The sequence below is a fragment of the Nannocystis pusilla genome (genome assembly GCF_026626665.1).
Lineage (GTDB): Bacteria > Myxococcota_A > Polyangia > Nannocystales > Nannocystaceae > Nannocystis > Nannocystis pusilla.
Map to the genome: position 1 here is coordinate 5881886 of NZ_JAPNKE010000002.1, position 17548 is coordinate 5899433.

Consider the following 17548-nt stretch of genomic DNA (forward strand, 5'->3'; position numbering starts at 1 on the left):
CATGTCTCTCGGCGCAGATGCGGGCGCGCCTCGCCGCAGACGAGCGGCCCGCGCGAGATGTCCGCAGGAACAGTTCCTCTCGGGCATGTCTCTTCGCACATCTGCGGTCGCGCCCCGCCGCGCGCGAGCGGCCCGCGCGAGATGTCCGCGGGGCCAGCTCCTCTCGCGCATGTCTCTCCGCGCAGCCGCGGCCGCGCCCCGCTGCGGGCTAGCGGCCCGAGCGAGCGCCTCCGGGTCGCCGGTGAGGCGTCCCACGGAGCTCAACATGTCCCCCACGACATGCCCCGAACGACATGCTCGTCAGAGCATGTCCGAAAGGACATGTTCTTTGCGACCTGTCCTGTCCGCCGCCTCCTGCCCGCCAGGCTGACTTATGCACCCGCGCCGCACGTTCCTCCGCCTCGCCGCCGGCGCCCTCGCGCTGGCGCCCGGCCGCGCCCGCGCCCAGGCGCCGGTCGTCGACCGCCAGCTCGCGCGCCGGCTCGAGCTGTGGGCCAAGGCGGCGGCGGGCACCCGCGCGCTGGTGGCCCGCTACGCCCTGACGCGGCAGTCGACGCTGCTGAAGGAGCCGCTCAAGACCGCGGGCACGCTGCTGGCGCGCGCCCCGGACACTCTGGTCATGCGCGACGACACCCGCGACGGGGTGACCACCCGCCTGGCGCGCGGGCGGCTCGAGATCCGCCCCAACGACCCGGCCCTGCCGGCCCTGGCCGAGGCGCCGAGCCCGACGGTCACCTGGCTGTTCGAGCACGTCCTCGCGCTCTTCTGCGTCCCCGAGGGCGCCGGCGAGCCGACCGCCGCGCTGCAAGCGGACGCCCGCCTGACCGTGCCGCGCGGGCCCGGGCACCTGCTGGCGATCACCCCGCGCCGCGACCACCCGGCGCGCCGGGAGATCCGCGACCTCGTGGTCCACCTCGACCCGCACACCGGCGACGTCGACCAACTCGACCTGGTCGAGGCCGGCGGCGACAAGCTCGTCATCACCTTCAGCCAGCGCCGCCGCGACGCCGGCGAGGACGAGATCGCCGCGCTGCTGCAACCGACCTGACGTCTCGAACTTACCTGTCCCCGGGGACAGCATGTCCGAACGGACAGCTCATGCCGCCCGGCGCCGGCGGCCGCGCCAGGCGAACCCGAACACCACGCCGAGGCCGAGGGCGGCGCTCCACGAGCCGCGGCGCAGCGCGCAGCTGACCCCGTCGCCGTCGTCGTAGTCGTAGCGGGCGTTCGAGGCCTTGAGGCTGGCGACGATCTCGGGGTCGAAGTCCTGCAGCAGCTGCGGCGCACCGGCCGGGGCGATCTGCTCGACGCGCTGGGCGGCCGGCATGTCGGTGAACTCCGGCCAGCCGCCGCCCGCGTCGAGCAGCACGCCGCGGCCGTTCGGCATCAGCATGCGGTTCGAGCCGGCGCACGGCACCTGCATCACCGCCAGGCGGAGGTTCGAGACCCCGCCGAGGTCGGGGTTCTGCACGAACTCCGGATCGACCGTCATCTCCTCGGGCGAGATGATCGTCAGCATGCGCGACAGGTACGGCCAGCGGGCCAGCAGGTCGACCGCGCGCCGGCCCGGGTCGACGATGCGCTCCTGCATGGCGTCGGCGAACGCCGGCCCGCTCCACGCGTCGAGGTCGATCATGGCCTCGTAGGCCTGCAAGTCGGCGTAGAACGCGTCCTCGGCGATCTCCGGCGGCGCCGGCAGGTACGTGCGCAGGAGCGGCAGCAGCTGCGGGTGGTTGTAGGCGCACGGTTCGAACGAGCAGTCGACCAGGCCCTGGCCGGCGAGCGCGTCGATCACCGAGTAGCCGTCGTTGAGCGGCATCAACTCGACGAAGGCGTCGGCGTTCCAGCGGTCGCTGAAGACGCCGTCGGTGCTGACCACGTCCGAGCCGCCGGCGTACTCGGTGACGAACCCGTGGCCGTCGGCCATCGGCGCGTCGATCGCCCGCCGCACCACCTCGTTGTAGTTGCCGGCGTTGGTGGTCCAGTCGATCGCCACGTGGTTGATCTCGACGTGACGGTAGTTCGCCGGCGCGTAGCGGCTGTGGCCGAGGCCGAACACCCGCACGCCCATGTCCGGCACCGCCGCGATCGCGGTCAGCCGCAGCGGCACGCACGGCGTGGTGCCGGCGTAGGTCATCACGATCGGCTGCAGCTCCTCGACCCCGGCCCCGTGGCGCAGCTTGGCCGCGGCGAAGTAGAAGCCCTCGTCGAGGTACTCCTGCATGATCGGTCCGGCGGCGGGATCCTGGTAGTAGCCGGCCGCGTCGAGCCACTGCCACACCTCGTCGGCGGTGCCGCCCTTGAGCACGACGATCTCGAACGGCCCGACGATCTCGCGCTTCACCACCTCGAACCCGCCGGTGCCGTCGGTGCCGCCGTCGCTGCCGAACTCGTCTCCGCCGCCGCCGGCCGCGAGGTCGGCCGTCACGCAGCCGTACGACGGGTCGTCGTCGTCGGCGCAGTCGCGCGTGACCGTGAAGTTGTAGGTCGGCACCGTCGCCGCCAGCAGGTTGGTGAACAACACCTCGGAGCCCACGGCGAAGTCCGGCTCCGCCGTCACGGGGATGACCCACCCGAACTTCAGTGGATCGCCGGCGTACTGGATCTGGATGTGCGCCTCGACCGTGCCCGCGGCCTCGTCGATGGCGAACAGGATGTTCTCGCCGGTCTGGTCGACGGGGGTCGGCTGGTTGTTGACCAGGTCGCAGAAGAAGCCGCCGCACGCGCGCCGGACTCGCAGGCAGCCACGACGCGAGCCCGACGACGAAGCCGAAGGTGACACCCAGAGGACGAAAGCCGCGCGACATCGACTCCCATAACAGGCGATCGCCGACGCGCCGTCCAGGGGCCCGGGAGCCCCGAGTCGCCATCCGCACCATGGCGACGGGCGGCCGATCGGCGAACCGCGCTTCGCAGCCCGAACTGGACGAACGCCATCCTCGGCGCTCGCCGGCGGTGAGATCTCGACGGACCACCGGCGCAAGCGGTCCGCCCGGGTCACTCTCATCGGTAAGGGAGTCCGGCGCGGCAGATCCGCCGAGGCTTCGCGTCCCCCGCCGGACCTGCTCACGACCGATGCGAGCGCGCGACATTTTTCCGGGGCACCACCGCCGGCGCCTGGACAGTCGCCCCGTGAACAGCCAAACGCCGCGCTCTCGCGGTGGCCTCTTGCGAAAGACAGCTCGCCGCGGGAGCGGCGTTGCGACCGCTGTTGCGGCGTATCGCCCGGTCTTCACTGCACCGCGCGAAGCACCCGAGGCCCGAAAAGATCGCGCCCGTCGTTCGCGTCGCGGATGGAGCTCACGACCTCCTGCGCGCATGAAGCAGTGGGTCGCTGCGGACCGAGCTCACGACCTCCTGCGCGCATGAAGCAGCGGGTCGCTGCGGACCGAGCTCACGATCCTTCCGCTCGAGCGCGCGACTGCAGCGGGGCCGCGCTGCGGACCGAGCTCACGGCGCCTGGTTCGCGCGGCCTCGCGGAGCATGCAACGAGTCACTGCGCGCGCGCCTGGGGGCAGGGGCGCGGCCCCCGATCGCGCCGCGAACAACGTCCTTGCGTGATCACCCGCGACCGGGGCCGAGCGCCTTCGGGCCCGAGCCGCGCATCCACAAGTAACCGACCCCGCCGAGCAGCACGAGCGGCCAGAACACCAGCGCGGCGTAGGCGACTGCGGCCGAGCTCACGCCGGTGAGCGCAGCGGCGCCCGCTGCGGCCCCGTTGGTGGCTTGGCGCTGCTTGCTGTAGGCGTAGGTGGCGCCGGCGGTGCCGCAGCCGATGAGTAGCGCGAGGAGCATGAGCGGGACCTCCGGAAAAAGCGGTGTGTCGCAGTATAGTGCTTTCGCGGGGCGGGGCGAGCGGACTGGACGCCGGGCGGACGGCGGCTGATACTTCCGGCCGTGACGGACGACCGGAAGAGCAACAGCGCCCGTGATTCGCGGCCCAGGGCTGCGGGCCCGGGCCCGCAGGCGGCCCGCAGCAGGACCGCTCGAGGCGAGAGCGCGGCAGAGGTCCGCGCGAGGGTGGCGAGTCGGCGGGGAACGGCGCGGCTGGAGCCGAGGCTCGCCCGCCGCGCGACGGCGGAGGCGAGGCTCGCCCGCCGCGCGACGGCGGAGGCGAGGCTCGCCCGCCGCGCGACGGTGAGCGTGGCGAGCGGCGACCCGGCGGCGACCGCCCGCGCCGTGACGACGGCCCGCGCGGCGACCGTCGCGACGACCGCCGTGACGATCGACGCGGCGCACCGCCGCCGCGGCGCGACACCTCGTCGCCGCTGACCGCCTCGCTGTTCAGCGCCGTCCAGGACAAAGAGATGCCGTGCCGGATCGCCGGCTGCGAGAACACCTGGACGTGGTTCGCCGCCCAGCAGATCCGCGGCTTCGGCCAGAGGCCGCCCGAGCGCATGTGCGACCCGCACCTGGCGCAGTTCAGCGAGCTCGCCGACCGCGAGGTCCACTGCCGCACGCCCGGCTGCCCCAACACCTGGCTGTGGAAGCGCGGGGCTCAGCTCGCCGAGCTGCAGCGGCACGGCAAGCTGCGCAAGCCGGCGCGCCTGTGCAACGAGTGCGTGGCCGCCGAGCACGACACCCACGACGCCGAGATGCCGTGCAAGGTCGAGGGCTGCCGGCGCAAGTGGATCTGGTCGCGCGACGCCCGCTGCGCCACCGCCTGTGGGTCCTGCGCCAGCGGGCCGCGCTCGCGCGCTGGAGAACCGGGCCCACGAGTCGGCCGCCGCCGAGGCCGCGGCGGTCGCCGCCGAGCCTGCCCCTTCGGACCTGTCCGCAGAGACAGCCGCCGAGAGCACCGCGCCGATCGCCGAGGCCGGCGCCCAGCCGACCGACGAGGCGACGCCCGCGGGCGGCGAGGCCCACGAGGCCGGCGAGGGCAAGGCCGGTGCGGGCAAGAAGCGCCGGCGCCGGCGCAAGCAGCACGTGCGCGCCGTGCCGGACCCGGAGGGCCCGCCGCAGCGCATGTGTGGCCTGTGCGCGCAGAAGCTCGGGCGCCTGGTCGCGCGCGAGGTCCCGTGCAAGGTGCACGGCTGCGTGCGCACGTGGACGTGGGACCGCGCCGGTCAGCTGCGGGCGTGGGTGCAGTCGGGCAGCGACGACGTCGACTTCGACCCGCCGGCGCCCAAGCGCATGTGCGAGGCCTGCCGCGAGTTCTGCCGCAAGCACCCCGACCGCGAGATCCACTGCGGCCGCCCCGGCTGCGAGTCGGTGTGGATGTACAAGACCGGCGCCCAGCTGCAGGCCTTCCTGGCCGGTCGGCTGCAGGACCCGCTCAAGCTGTGCGACGAGTGCGCCAAGGGCGAGTTCGCCAAGACGATCGAGGAGGCCGGCCTGCCCGAGGGCGCCGAGATCATGCCGTGCGTGGTCCCGGCGTGCGACGGCACCTGGGTCTACATGCCGGGCCAGAAGCTGATGCACGTGCCCGACGGCGAGCTCGCGCCCGACCGCATGTGCCTCAAGTGCAAGCGTGAGCGCGGCCTGGCTCCGCCCGAGGAGGTCGCCGCCGAGCCCGCCGCCGAGCTCGAGATCTCGCCGGAGGACACCGAGGCGCCCGAGGACGACGGCGACGAGCTGCTCGCCGACGACCCCGAGCCGGCCGCCCACGACGACGGCGCGGCCGACGACGGCGCCCACGCCGACGACGGCGCGCACGCCGACGACGACGAGCCGCTGACGGACGAGGAGCCGGCGGCGGACGACGAGGCCCAGGTCGCGACTTCGGATTGACGAGCCGCAGCGTCGCGTGCGAGCCTCCGCGGGCGCACGCGACGCTGCTCTCTCGACCGCGTCTTCCCGCTCCCGGGCCCTTCGGGTCCGACCCTCGCACCAGCGACTCCGACCGCTCCCGCGTGCGCGCCCTCTCCGACCGGACCTCGAGCCTCGCGCCCGGGTCCGGTCTCCGCCGCCCCGTGACCGTCACGGGGCGCCTGTCGTTCGGCACAGGTCCGAACGCGCAGGTCCCTTCGTACAGGCACTTCGAGACAGGTCCGATCGGCCATGGCCGCCAACCCGCTCCCGCGCTCCTTCGCCCTGGCCGAGACCCGGCGCCGCTACGAGGCCACCCCGCGCAACCTCGACGACGACCTGCAGCGGATGGCCCGCGGCGACCGCGGCTGCCTCGGCGACGCGATCTCGGGCTTCGGCGCGCTCGGTGTCCTGGTGTCGGGCGTGCTCGGCTACCTCGGCTACCTCGGCATGGGCTTCATGGTCGTCTTCGCCGGCTTGCTGATCGGCGGCTTCGTGCTCAGCGCGGCCGCCCAGACCCGCAGCGGCCCGGCCCGCCTCAAGGCGCTGACCGAGGGCCCGCTGGCGCTCGGCCGGGTGCTGCGCGCCGACCCGGCCCTGTTCGAGCCGGGTGACGTGCCGTTCCCGGCCCTGGTGGTGTTCGCCGTGGACGCCCCGCACCGCTTCGACGCGACCTACCTCCACGCCGTGGCGACAGCGCTGCTGACCCTGCGCGACGCTCCCGCCGCGCCCGCCGATCAGGCCGCGATCGCGGCGATGCTGCGCGACCCCAACCAGATCGCGCCGCTGCGACTGCCCCCGCGCTCGCGGGCGCGGGCGAGGCGTGGCTCGGGGTGGTGAGCGTCGATCCGCGCCGCCTGCCGGCGCGCCGGATCGAGGATCACCTGGTGCCGGTGATCGCGGCGCCGGGGCTCGGCTTCGTCGAGCACGTGTGACGCACCCTGGCAGCGAGCGCGGTCGTTCGCCGCTCGCCGTCACTCGTGTCGCGTGCAGCGCCGACCGGCGTCACTTGAGGATCTGCGGGACCAGCACGAACGGGTAATCCACCTCGACCGAGCCTCCCTCCGGCCGCGGGAACAGCCACCCCTGCACCGCCTCGCGCATGCACCCGTGCAGCGTCTCGTCGCCGATGTCGCTGGAGCCGACCTTCGCCGCCGTCACCTCGCCCGTGGTCCCGATCGTGAACGTGACGAGCACGACCCCGTTGGCCTCCGCGTCGCGCGTCAGCGCCGTCGCGTAGCACGCCTCGATCTCGGGGCTGTGAGCGCGCACGACCCGGCGGATCAGCTCGTCGTCGAGCGAGCCCTGAGTCGCCTGCGCGTCGCCGCAGGCCACGCCCATCATGGCGGTGAGACCGAGGAGGATCTTGCTGATGTTCTTTCGCATGCCCCCGTGTCACGGAGGCCCGCGCCGGAGGTTCCCGAAATTCGTCACGGCCGCGCGAAAGCCCGTCCGCGCGGCGCTCCGCGAGCCCGAGGTCCAGGCGCCTCACGACAATTTCTTCATGCTTCCCCGACGCGCTGGTCGGCCCGCCGAAGCTGCCGCCTCCCATCGGGTCCTCTCCCACGCACGCCGTCGAGTCGGCCTCGCGTGGCCGCCACCTCCTTCTTCACAGTTGCCGTCTGGCTCGCGTCCTCGTCCGCTGCGGCTCCTTCTTCTTCGCCGCTCCACCGCGCGACCTCGTCGGCCCGTCGAAGTCAGCGTCAGCCTCGGCTCCTCCCCATCCTCGGTCGCCCCGCTCCTCCGCGCCGTGAGCCGCTCGCTCTTCGCATCCCGGCCTCGGCGAGATCGGCGACAGGCGTCCCCGCCCTCGTGAGCGTCGCCCGGCTCTCGTGGGTCCTCGTCCCGGTCCTGCCTCTCCGGCACCGTGGTCCGCACCCCCTCGTCGCGCGTCGTCTGCCTGCCCGCAAACACCTGTCCTCTCGCACAGCCGGGCGTCGCGCCAGCCCGCGGGGCCGGCCTCGACAACCGCGCGAGGCCCGGGGTATGAAGGCAGCAGGGCGCCCACGACGCACGACGCGCTCGCCGAGGAACCGATGAAGCGACCTGTCCGAATCGCCCTGTCCGTTGCGCTCTGTCTCTTGGTACCTGGCTGTAAGACCAGCCAAGCCCCCGCGCAGCCCGAGCCGGGCGCCGCCGCGCCGGCCCCGGCGCCCGCCCCGACCCCGGCGACCAGCGGCCCGGAGACGTGGGTCGGCGCGGTCGAGCTGCCGGGCGACGGCAAGCTGCGGTTCATCGCTCGCCTCGATCCGCCGCGGCCCGACGATCCCAAGTCGGCGTGGAGCGGGCGGCTCGACATCCCGGCGCAGAGCGTCAAGGACTTCCCGCTGCAGGACGTGCGCGTCGCCGTCGACGGCCTCGACTTCGTGCTCGCTCCGCCCGGGGCGCCCGAGAATCAGTGGGCGATCTTCAGCTTCGACCGCGAGAGCGGGGCCGACGACGTCAAGGGCACGCTGAGCCAGGCCGGCCGCAGCCTGCCGGCCACGGCCCGCAAGCTGAAGCCGGGCGAGCCCGCCGACATCGCGCCCAAGCGGCCGCAGGAGCCCAAGCCGCCGTTCCCGTACGCCACGCGCGAGGCGGCGTTCGTCAGCGCGGCCAAGGACAAGGTCGCGCTGACCGGCAGCTTCACCCTGCCCGAAGGGCCAGGTCCGTTCCCGGCCGTGGTCCTGCTGACCGGCTCGGGCGCGCAGGACCGCGACGAGGCGCTGATGGGCCACCGCCCGTTCCTCGTCCTCGCCGACCACCTCACGCGCGCCGGCTTCGCCGTGCTCCGCTTCGACGACCGCGGCGTCGGCGGCTCGAAGGGCGTCCTCGACCAGGCGACCCAGCTCGACCTCGTCGGCGACGCCCGCGGCGCGCTCGACTGGCTGACGCAGCAGCCCGAGGTCGACAAGACCCGGCTCGGCCTCGTCGGCCACAGCGAGGGCGCATGGATCGCGGCGAGGGCCGGCGGGGTCGACAAGCGCGTCGGCGCCGTCGTGATGCTGGCCGGCCCGGGCGTGACGGGCAAGGAGATCCTGATCCAGCAGCTCGTCGCCATGGCCCGCGCCCGCGGCGTGGCCCAGGCCGACATCGACGCCCAGGTCGCGCTGCAGAAGCAGCTGCTCGACGCCCTGATCGCCAAGAAGAAGCGCGCCGACGTCGAGCCGATCTTGCGCAAGCTCGTGACCCTGCAGGCCGAGGGCGCGACGCCGGAGCAGGTCGAGGCGCTGGTCGGCGCTTCGCTGTCGTCGCTCACCACCCCGTGGTTCCACGACTTCCTCAAGGCCGACCCGCGCGGCGACCTGCGCAAGCTGAAGAAGACCCCGGTGCTGGCGCTGATCGGCACGCTCGACCTGCAGGTGCCCGCCGAGAGCAACCTCCCCGAGCTCGAGGGGGCGCTCGCCAAGGCCGGCAACAAGGACGCCACCGTCAAGGCGCTGCCCGGGCTCAACCACCTGTTCCAGCACGCCAAGACCGGCTCCCCCGCCGAGTACGGTGACATCGAAGAGACGATGGCCCCCGAGGCGCTCGGCGAAGTGTCGGGCTGGCTGCGCACCCGCTGGCCCGCGGCCCAGTGACGGGCCCTGCGCGCCGCATCACGGACATGTCCGATGGGACATGTCCGTAAGACCCGCTCGCTCGCGGCTCGTCCCCATCGCGGAGACGATGGCCCCCGAGGCTCGGCGAAGTGTCGGGCTGGCTGCGCACCCGCTGGCACGCCGCGCAGTGACGAGGGCCGCGCTGCATCACGGACATGTCCGATAGGGCATGTCCGAAAGACCGGCTCGATCGCGGCTCATCCCCATCGCGGAGACGATGGCCCCGAGGCGCTCAGCGAAGTGTCGGGCTGGCTGCGCACCCGCTGGCTCGCCGCGCAGTGACGAGGGCCGCGCTGCATCACGGACATGTCCGATAGGGCATGTCCGAAAGACCGGCTCGATCGCGGCTCGTCCCCATCGCGGAGACGATGGCCCCGAGGCGCTCGGCGAGGTGTCCGAGCCGCTCGCACGATCGCTTCGTTGATGTGTCTGAAGGGACATGTCCGAAAGCCGGCGCGCCCTCACATAGTGTTGCGACCGCGAAGAGACGAGTGCGGCCGAAGCGCTCACGCCGGGCGTGCGCGCCGCTAGAACGAGAACCCGACGCTCGCCCCGTACGTGCGGAGCTGCGGGTCGTGCAGCGGCGCCAGTCCTCGCCAGCGCAGCCGCGCCCCCGGCCCCATGGCGAGCCCGGCCTGCACGTCGCGGAGGCGCCGCATGCGCCCCGCGGACGCCCAGCAGCACCGCCCCGCTGACGATGAGCGCCCCGCCGACGCCGGCCACACCCAGCATCACGTCGCCGCCCTCGCCCAGCGTGAGGCCGATGTAGAGCCCGACCCCGAGCGGGCCGAAGCCGACGCCCAGGAGGATGCCCCCGAGCTTCAGTCGCCGGCGATACTTGTCGTCCATGTACCGCGCGAAGCTCTGCACCTCGCTGTCCTCGTCGTCGTCGCCGTCGGCGCGCGCCTCGGCCCGGTCCTTCTGGTCCTCCTGATAGTCGGCCCACTGCGCGCTCAAGTCCTGTCCGAGCGCCCGCCCCAGCCGCTCCGCGTATTGCTGCTCGCCGGCGAAGTACCGCGCCAGGCGTATCCCCTCGTCGCCGCCCCCCGCCGCGACGCCCTGCGACGGCTCCGCTGCGGGCGCGGGCTCGGCCGCCACGACCTGCGGCTGCGGCCCCTCCTGCACCGGGGCGGCCTGCACACCCACCGCGAGCCATAAGCACAAGTAGTTCATGCTCGACAGCATGCACCGCGCCAGGTCCTCGCGCGAGTGCGATCCCCCGCGCCGGCGAGAAGCGCGTCGCCCGGGCGTCGTGCGTCACCAGGACGATCCCCGCCCGGGCTCCAGAACGGCGCCGCGCCAAACCGGACTTGCGCGTCGGGATGATCGTGTCCCGCCGCGCCCGAGCGTGGCCTCCCGTCCGTCGCCGGTGAGCGGTCCGAACCGCGTCTCGGCCCCTCTCTCGCAGGTGCGCCCCACGGCGACAGTACAGCGCACGCGTGGGTATGGCTCGCAGCTGTTCCGCGCGGCCTGCCCGTGCTCTCCTCCTCGAGGTCACTGGAGGGCTCGCTCATTAAAATTGACAGGTACCTGTCAATTGCGAAAAAGTCGCCGCCGTGGCACGATGGACGGAAGCGGGGCGGTCGTTCACCGACCTGATCCTCGAGGTGTTCCGGCTCAACGGTCTCCTGCTCGAGGCGGGCGACCGGCTGGCGGCCCCTCGGGCCTCACCAGCGCGCGCTGGCAGGTGCTCGGCGTCGCCGATCACGGGCCGGTGTCGGTCGCCCAGGTCGCGCGGACCATGGGGCTGCGGCGTCAGAGCGTGCAGCAGACCGCGGACGCGCTGGCGCGCGACGGCTTCCTCGTGTTCGTCGACGACCCTGACGATCGCCGGGCCCGGCGGATCGCCCTGACCACGGCCGGGCGCCGGGCCCTGCGCGCCGTCGAGGCCCGCCACGCCGTGTGGGTCGAGGGCCTCGCCGCGCGGGTCGACCTCCGCGCCTTGCGAGCCACGGTCGCCGCCCTGCGCGACGCCACCTCTTTACTTCAAACACCCCCGCCGCGCGGCCGTCGCCGCCGAAAGGACTAAAGATCGCATGTCGTCCGAGACGATGATCCCCGTGCTCCCGAGCGTGTCGCTCCCGGCCACGCTCGCCTTCTACCGCCTGCTCGGCTTCGAGGTCACCTACGAGCAGCACAAGCCCTACGTCTACGCGGCCACCCGCCGCGGCGGCATGGAGGTCCACTTCATGGGCATCAAGGAGCTCGACCCGAAGGACGCGTACAGCACGTGCCTGGTGATGGTCCCCGAGGTCGAGCAGCTGCACGCCACCTTCGCCGACGCGCTGCGCGGCGGCTACGGCAAGCTGCCGATCGCCGGCATCCCGCGGATCACCCGCATGAAGCCCGGCCAGACCCGCTTCACCATCGTCGACGTCGCCGGCAACTCGCTGATCTTCATCAGGAAGGACGCCGGCGGCAGCGAGGACGATGACGCGCTCGAGGCCGTCAAGCGCCGGCCCGGCGAGTCGCGCCTGGCCCACGGGGTCCGCTTCGCCGCGCGCCTGCGCGACTTCAAGAACGACGACGAGGCGGCCGCCCGCGTCCTCGACCTGGCCCTCGCCCGCCCCGAGCCCGGCGACCCCCTCGAGCGCGCCCGGGCCCTCGCCGCCCGCATCGAGCTGGCCGTCGTCCTCGCCGAGCCCGCCCGCGCCGACGCCCTCGGCGCCGAGCTCGCCGCGCTGCCGCTGTCCCCCGAGCAGCGCGACGAGCTGACCGCCGAGCTCGAGCGAGCCCGCGCGCTCGCCCGCTCGCAGGAGTGATGCTGTCCTCGGGGACATGTCCCTGGATGCACCATCGCCGACACGCGCGGCGCTGAAGGAGCGCCGCCGCTGTCAACGGCGCCCCGCGACACGCTGTCCCCGCGCTCGCACGCTCGCAGGAGTGATGCTGGTCTCGGGGACATGTCCCTTGATGCATCATCGCCGGCACGCGCGGCGCTGAGCGAGCGCTGCCGCTGTCACCGGCGCCGCGACGAACCGCCCCTCACGCGCTGCAAGTCAGCGCGCGGGGCGATGCTGCCCCCGAGGACGTGTCCCTCGAAACATTCGCGCCCAGGAGCGCGGCAGCGCTGCTGCTGTCGAGGACATGCCCCCCAGGACCTCGACGCCGACGAGCCCGCGCGCCAGCGTCGATGCTGCTCTCGAGGACATGTCCCAAAGCACATTCGCTGCGCAGCGGTCGACCGCCCGCCCGCCGCGGCGCCGCCCTCGCCGGCCAGCGGCCTCCTCCGCGCGCCTGCCCCTGCGAGTGACGTTTCGCCCGCCCAGGCCCGCGGCCTCCGGCCCATGCCCGGCATCCTGCAGGCGTGGCGCGCCTCTCCTTCCTGTCGCTCGCGCTCGCCGGCCTGCTCGCCGCCTGCGCGCCGTCGGCCGACACGATCGCCCCGCGCGACGACGAGTACCCGCCCACGGTGCAGCCCTACGACGAGGACGATCCCGAGCCGGAGGCCGGCCTCCCCGCCTGGCACTCGCTCGGCGGAGCGATCGCCGATCCGGCCGTCACCTTGAGCTCGGACGGCCGCCTCGAGGTGTTCGTGCGCGGGCGCGACGGCGCCGTGTGGCACATCCATCAGGTGGATCCGAACAGCGGCTGGTCGGAGTGGACCTCGCTCGGCGGTCGGGTGACCGGAGGCGTGGTCGTCGGCGAAGACGGCGACAGCCACATCGACCTGTTCGCGCGCGGCAGCGACGGCGCCCTGTGGCACCTGCGACAGAGCGGGCCGAAGCACGGCTGGCCGGCGTGGACGCGGCTGGGCGGACAGCTCCACCCCGGCGATCGCCCCGCGGTCGTGCGCGGCCTCGACGGTCACCTCGAGATCTTCGTCCGCGCCCCCGATCGTTCGGTCCTTCACCTGAGCGAGCTGCCCGGCCCCGCGTGGAGGCCCTGGCAAGCGCTGCCCGGCCCCGTCGGCCCCGTCGCCGCCGCGCGCGAGGGCGACGGCCGCCTCGTGCTGTTCGCCCGCGGCGACGACGGCGAGCTCGTGCAGCGGCGCCAGCTCGCGCCGGAAGGCGCGTGGGGCGACTGGCGCGGGCTCGGCGGGCGCCTCCTCGGCGCGCCCGCGGTCGCCCGCAACCGCGACGGCCGCCTCGAGGTGTTCGTCCGCGGCGAGGCCGGCGACCTGCGCCACCTGTGGCAGACCGCGCCGGGCGGCCCGTGGTCGCGGTGGGCCTCGCTCGGCGGCGCACCCGGCGAGCTGATGGCGATGACCGCGCCCGACGGCCGCCTCGAGGTCTTCACCCGCGGCCTCGACTTCGCGCTGTGGCGGATCGCCCAGGTCACCCCGGGCGGCGTCTGGACCCCGTGGACCACGCTCGGCGGGCGCTTCAACGACCCGCCGGCCGTCGCCGCCAACCAGGACGGGCGCCTCGAGGCCTTCGTCCGCGGCACCGACGACGCGCTGTGGCACCGCTGGCAGGCCCGCCCCGGCTGCTGCTGGTGAAAGGACTTCGGGCCATGTCCCGAAGGACATGGCCCGAAGAACACCTCACTGCGAGCCTCAGGCCCGGCGGGCGCGCCGGCGCTCCCACAGCGTCTTGCCGCGGCGCCACAGCCAGGTGCCGGCGATGACGTAGACCTCGAGCGCGAGCAGCAGCAGCAGCGGGTCGTAGGGCGCGCGCAGGCGGGTGTCGCCGAAGTAGATCGCGGCGGTGATCATGAGCGCGAGCACGTGCATGGCGATGAGGCCGTAGCTGGCGATCGTGCGGCGCATGAACAGGGTGACGAGGCCGAGGACGACCGGCAGGGTGACGATCGAGGTGTAGAGCCCCTGCCACCAGATCGCGCGCGGGCGCCACATCTCGCGGCCGGAGTCCGGCCACGGCGTGTTGTAGCCGGCCAGCAGCAGCATGTTGACGATGCCGTACTTGATCTGGCCGAGGATGCCGGTCTTGCGGATGCACTTGGCCATCAGCGCGTCGAGGGCGTCGGCGTCGGCGATGTAGCCGCGGTAGTCGAGCTCCGGGCCGAGCGCGGGCTCCAGCTGGACCCACGAGCGCGGCGCCGTCTTGGCCCGCTTCTCGAGCTGGATCAGCGGCGGCGGCCCGAAGCGGATCTTGCCGCGCCCGGGCTCGGTCGGCGTCGCGGTGGCCTTCTTGTTGTGGCAGCGGCCGAACAGCTGGTTGAACTTGCCGTTCTCGCTGACGAGGCCGAGCCGGCCGGTGTGGTGGTGCATGCGCGCGGCCGAGAACCCGAGCACCGCGATCAGCGGGATGCCGGCGAACACGAGGTGGCGCCAGCGCACGTTCGGCAGCGCCTTGCGCCAGACCAGCCAGATGAGGCCGAACAGCGCGATCGACAGCAGGATCTGCGGGCGGCAGGCCGTCGCCAGCGCCGCGGTGACGCCCGTCAGCCAGGCGTCGCGGGAGCGCCCCTCCTGGACCAGGCGGACCAGGTAGAACATCGACGCCATCATGAACACGCCGAACGGGATCTCGCTCAGCGTGTAGCCGCCGAGCGAGATCAGCGGGTAGTAGAACACCAGCAGCGTGCCGAGCAGCGGCGGCACCCACTTGCGCGGGCTGATGCGCGCGGCGATCCGGTAGGCGTAGGCGACCATGCCGGTGCCCATCAGCGCGTAGGCGACGCCGATCGCGGTGAAGTTGTCCTTGCCGAACAGGTACTTGATGAGCGCCAGGATGAAGTGCGTCCCGTAGGGGAAGAACGCGTGGTACTCGTTGGGCGCGCCGAACTTGTCGATCATCTGGTCGGCGCGCGAGACGTAGCCCTTCATGTCCGAAGAGACATAGTCGCCGAGCGGGTGGACCAGCAGGTTCCAGTGCAGGCGGACGAGGAAGGCGCCGAGCACGATGACGAGCGGCCAGCGGTTGCGGTAGAGCCAGTCGAGAGCGCGTTGCACGGGAACCGGAGGGGGCGGAGAGTAGCAGCGTTCTTACGCTGCGGTAAGGCGCGAGCGAGGCCCTTCGCGCCCCGCCTGCGATGCGGGCGCGGGCGCGCCCGACACGAAATGCGCAGCCTCACGGGCGCCCCGGCGACGGGACGCCCGCGGGCCGGCGAGCGCGCTCAGTCCTGCGGGAACTCGATCCAGTGCGCGTCGCTCAGGTCGGCGAGCGCGCTGGCCTTGAGGCCCACGTCGGACAGCGTGAACACCTGCTCGCCGATGACGATCGAGCGGCGCAGCATGGGCGAGTAGTAGCAGCCGTAGTACTCGTCCCAGCACTCGTCGACGACCGGCTCGGGGTGCTGGACCTCGCCGACCAGCGAGATGCCGTCGGCCTCGTCGACGCGGAAGCCGAACGCGCCCTGCTCCCAGGTGTAGCCGAGGTTGTCGTCGTAGCTCGACCACTCGAGCGGCAGCATCGCCAGGCCGGTCTTGCCCCACCACAGGAACGCCTTGTGGTCGAACAGCGCCTCGGACCAGCCCCACTCGGAGCCGATCGAGGTCTTGTGCAGTTGCTTCGGCGCGGCGTCGTCCGACACGTCGAACAGGCTGAGCTGGATGCCGAGCAGCTGGCCCTCCTCGGTGCCGTCGCGGCCGACGCCGAGGATCAGGTCCTCGCCCACGGGGTGGAGGTAGGCCGAGAAGCCGGGGATCTTCAGCTCACCGGCGACCACGGGCTTCGCCGGGTCGCTGACGTCGACGGTGTAGAGCGGGTCGGTCTGGCGGAACGTGACCACGTAGCCCTTGTCGCCGATGAAGCGCACGCCCTGGATCTGCTCGGTCTTGCCGAGGCCGCCGACCTGACCGATCTGCTGCAGCTCGTCGCTCTCCTGGCGCAGCACGCTGACGAAGCTCTCCGAGGTCGCGTTGTCCCAGCCGAGGATGTCGGTGCTGGCCACCCGCAGGTCGCCCTCGTACTCCGACATCGCCCACTGGCTGAGCAGCCAGCCGCGCACCGAGCCCGACGCGACGTAGGCGGCGCGCGTGCGGTCCTGGATGTCGAACTTGTGGATGTACGTGGTGCGGCCCTGCTCCTCGGCCGAGGCCTCCGGGTCCGAGTCGGCCGGGTTCCACGGGGTCGTCGCCACGTAGAGGTTCTGCTTCGAGGCGTAGACCGTCTCGCCCGCGGAGAACACGCCGACGCCGCCGGTCGGGTTCAGGTGACCGTCGAGGTCGACGGTCAGCACGCCGAGGGTCGACAGGCCGGAGTAGACGCCGGGGTGCATGACGTCGTCGCAGGCGAGCAGCACGCCGGAGCTGACCTCGGCTTGCCCCTGGGACAGGTCCTCTCGGACATAACGCGGCAGCCAGTTCTCGATCGTCGAGCCGTCGATGACCGCGGTGTTGTGCACCTTGGACTGCGACAGCGCGATCTGCCACAAGTGGTTGTAGAGCGCCTCGCCGGCGCCGCCCTGCTCGTAGGCCGCGTAGTCGAAGAACTCGTACGGGTCCTTGAACTTCAGGCCGTTCGGCTGCGAGCGCACGACCACGCGGGCGACGCCCTCGACCATGCGGGCGCTGACCAGTTCGCCGGTGATGTGGAGGTTCGACACGACCTTCATCGCGTCGGGGTTCGAGATGTCGACCTCGATCAGGCGGGTGATGCTGTTGTAGAAGTCGGGGCCGAAGTACTGCTGCAGGTCGACGCCGGACGGCTGCGGCGCGCCCTCCCAGTCGCCGTAGTAGTAGGGCCAGGAGCGCACCAGCAGCAGCGCGCGGTCCTCGTGCATGAACAGTTGCACGTCGTAGAGGTCGGCGCCGATCTCGAGCGAGCTGCGCAGCGTCGGCGAGGCGCCCGACGCGTCGACGAAGTGGAGCTTGCCGCGCGCGAACGCCAGGATCCGCTCGCCGTCGGTCTTGACGATGTCGGGCTCGTCGACGCCGGCCTCCTGCACGTTGGTGCCGGAGTAGTCGTTGCCGGGGCCCTCGCCCTCGCCGTTGCCGCCGTCCTGCGGGGGGGACTCGCCGTCGCCGCCCGAATCACCGGCGCCGTCGGAGCCGCTGCCGGTCAGGCCGCCGGTGCTCTCGCCGCCGGAGACCGGGTCGCCGAACCAGCCGCCGCCGTAGTCGTAGCCGTCGAGGTTGCCGTACTTCTCGATCAGCGCCTTGGCCTCGCCCTTCGTGTAGCCGAGCAGGTCGTCGCAGCTGTCGAAGGCGTAGAGGACGCGCGGGTTGAGGTCGCTGCCGCCGGGCTGCTCCTGGTCGGAACAGCCGGTGGCGAGGGCGCCGAGGAACAGGAAGGCGGGGAGCGCAAGGGCGAAGGGGCGGGACATAAGGAAGGTCTCCAGATGGGGCGCGGCCAGGGCGGCCGCGTCTTTGA

The 17548-nt window shown here is 72.9% G+C and carries 14 protein-coding genes; 8 read left to right on the plus strand and 6 right to left on the minus strand.

Annotated features, from left to right (window positions below):
- The first annotated feature begins 373 nt into the window (after window positions 1-373).
- A complete protein-coding gene (locus tag OV079_RS26050) occupies window positions 374-1048 on the plus strand; it encodes a LolA-like protein (RefSeq protein WP_267771609.1) in 675 nt (224 codons plus the stop codon).
- A 48-nt stretch (window positions 1049-1096) separates the two neighbouring features.
- On the opposite strand, the gene OV079_RS26055 is transcribed toward OV079_RS26050, so the two are convergent.
- Window positions 1097-2782, minus strand: coding sequence for a DUF2330 domain-containing protein (locus tag OV079_RS26055; protein ID WP_267771610.1), 1686 nt, complete (start codon window positions 2780-2782; stop codon window positions 1097-1099).
- Window positions 2783-3561: 779 nt separating this feature from the next.
- Complete coding sequence (locus OV079_RS26060; protein ID WP_267771611.1) at window positions 3562-3795, minus strand: hypothetical protein; 234 nt, start codon at window positions 3793-3795, stop codon at window positions 3562-3564.
- Between the two features lie 870 nt (window positions 3796-4665).
- Between OV079_RS26060 and OV079_RS26065 the strand changes: the two genes are divergently transcribed.
- Together OV079_RS26065 and OV079_RS26070 are read left to right on the plus strand one after the other, a co-directional pair.
- Window positions 4666-5730 (plus strand): hypothetical protein, encoded by a 1065-nt coding sequence (locus OV079_RS26065; RefSeq protein WP_267771612.1) that lies wholly within the window; start codon window positions 4666-4668, stop codon window positions 5728-5730.
- A gap of 270 nt (window positions 5731-6000) precedes the next feature.
- Window positions 6001-6588, plus strand: a complete 588-nt coding sequence (locus tag OV079_RS26070) for a hypothetical protein (RefSeq protein WP_267771613.1) — start codon at window positions 6001-6003, stop codon at window positions 6586-6588.
- Between the two features lie 165 nt (window positions 6589-6753).
- Here the strand turns inward: OV079_RS26070 and OV079_RS26075 are convergent, their stop codons facing one another.
- Entirely contained in the window at window positions 6754-7134 is a 381-nt protein-coding gene (locus OV079_RS26075; protein WP_267771614.1) for an AgmX/PglI C-terminal domain-containing protein, read from the minus strand.
- Between the two features lie 695 nt (window positions 7135-7829).
- On the opposite strand from OV079_RS26075, the gene OV079_RS26080 reads away from it, so the two are divergent.
- The gene (locus tag OV079_RS26080) at window positions 7830-9308 is read left to right on the plus strand and encodes an alpha/beta hydrolase family protein (RefSeq protein WP_267771615.1); all 1479 of its coding nucleotides are present in this window, start codon (window positions 7830-7832) and stop codon (window positions 9306-9308) included.
- A 548-nt stretch (window positions 9309-9856) separates the two neighbouring features.
- Here the strand turns inward: OV079_RS26080 and OV079_RS26085 are convergent.
- Window positions 9857-9988 (minus strand): hypothetical protein, encoded by a 132-nt coding sequence (locus tag OV079_RS26085; RefSeq protein ID WP_267771616.1) that lies wholly within the window; start codon window positions 9986-9988, stop codon window positions 9857-9859.
- Between OV079_RS26085 and OV079_RS26090 the strand changes: the two genes are divergently transcribed.
- The 4 genes from OV079_RS26090 (at window position 9987) to OV079_RS26105 (ending at window position 13770) form a co-directional block, all read left to right on the plus strand.
- Window positions 9987-10487, plus strand: a complete 501-nt coding sequence (locus tag OV079_RS26090) for a hypothetical protein (protein WP_267771617.1) — start codon at window positions 9987-9989, stop codon at window positions 10485-10487. The two genes, OV079_RS26085 and OV079_RS26090, sit on opposite strands and share 2 nt — an antisense overlap.
- 529 nt (window positions 10488-11016) lie before the next feature.
- Entirely contained in the window at window positions 11017-11358 is a 342-nt protein-coding gene (locus OV079_RS26095; RefSeq protein WP_267771618.1) for a MarR family transcriptional regulator, read from the plus strand.
- A 7-nt stretch (window positions 11359-11365) separates the two neighbouring features.
- On the plus strand, window positions 11366-12091 hold the full coding sequence (locus OV079_RS26100; RefSeq protein WP_267771619.1) for a VOC family protein: 726 nt from the start codon (window positions 11366-11368) through the stop codon (window positions 12089-12091).
- 545 nt (window positions 12092-12636) lie between these two features.
- Window positions 12637-13770, plus strand: coding sequence for a PLL family lectin (locus OV079_RS26105; protein ID WP_267771620.1), 1134 nt, complete (start codon window positions 12637-12639; stop codon window positions 13768-13770).
- Between the two features lie 57 nt (window positions 13771-13827).
- Here the strand turns inward: OV079_RS26105 and OV079_RS26110 are convergent, their stop codons facing one another.
- Window positions 13828-15186 (minus strand): ArnT family glycosyltransferase, encoded by a 1359-nt coding sequence (locus tag OV079_RS26110; protein ID WP_267771622.1) that lies wholly within the window; start codon window positions 15184-15186, stop codon window positions 13828-13830.
- 164 nt (window positions 15187-15350) lie between these two features.
- The gene (locus OV079_RS26115) at window positions 15351-17501 is read right to left on the minus strand and encodes a beta-propeller domain-containing protein (RefSeq protein WP_267771623.1); all 2151 of its coding nucleotides are present in this window, start codon (window positions 17499-17501) and stop codon (window positions 15351-15353) included.
- Window positions 17502-17548 lie beyond the last annotated feature (47 nt).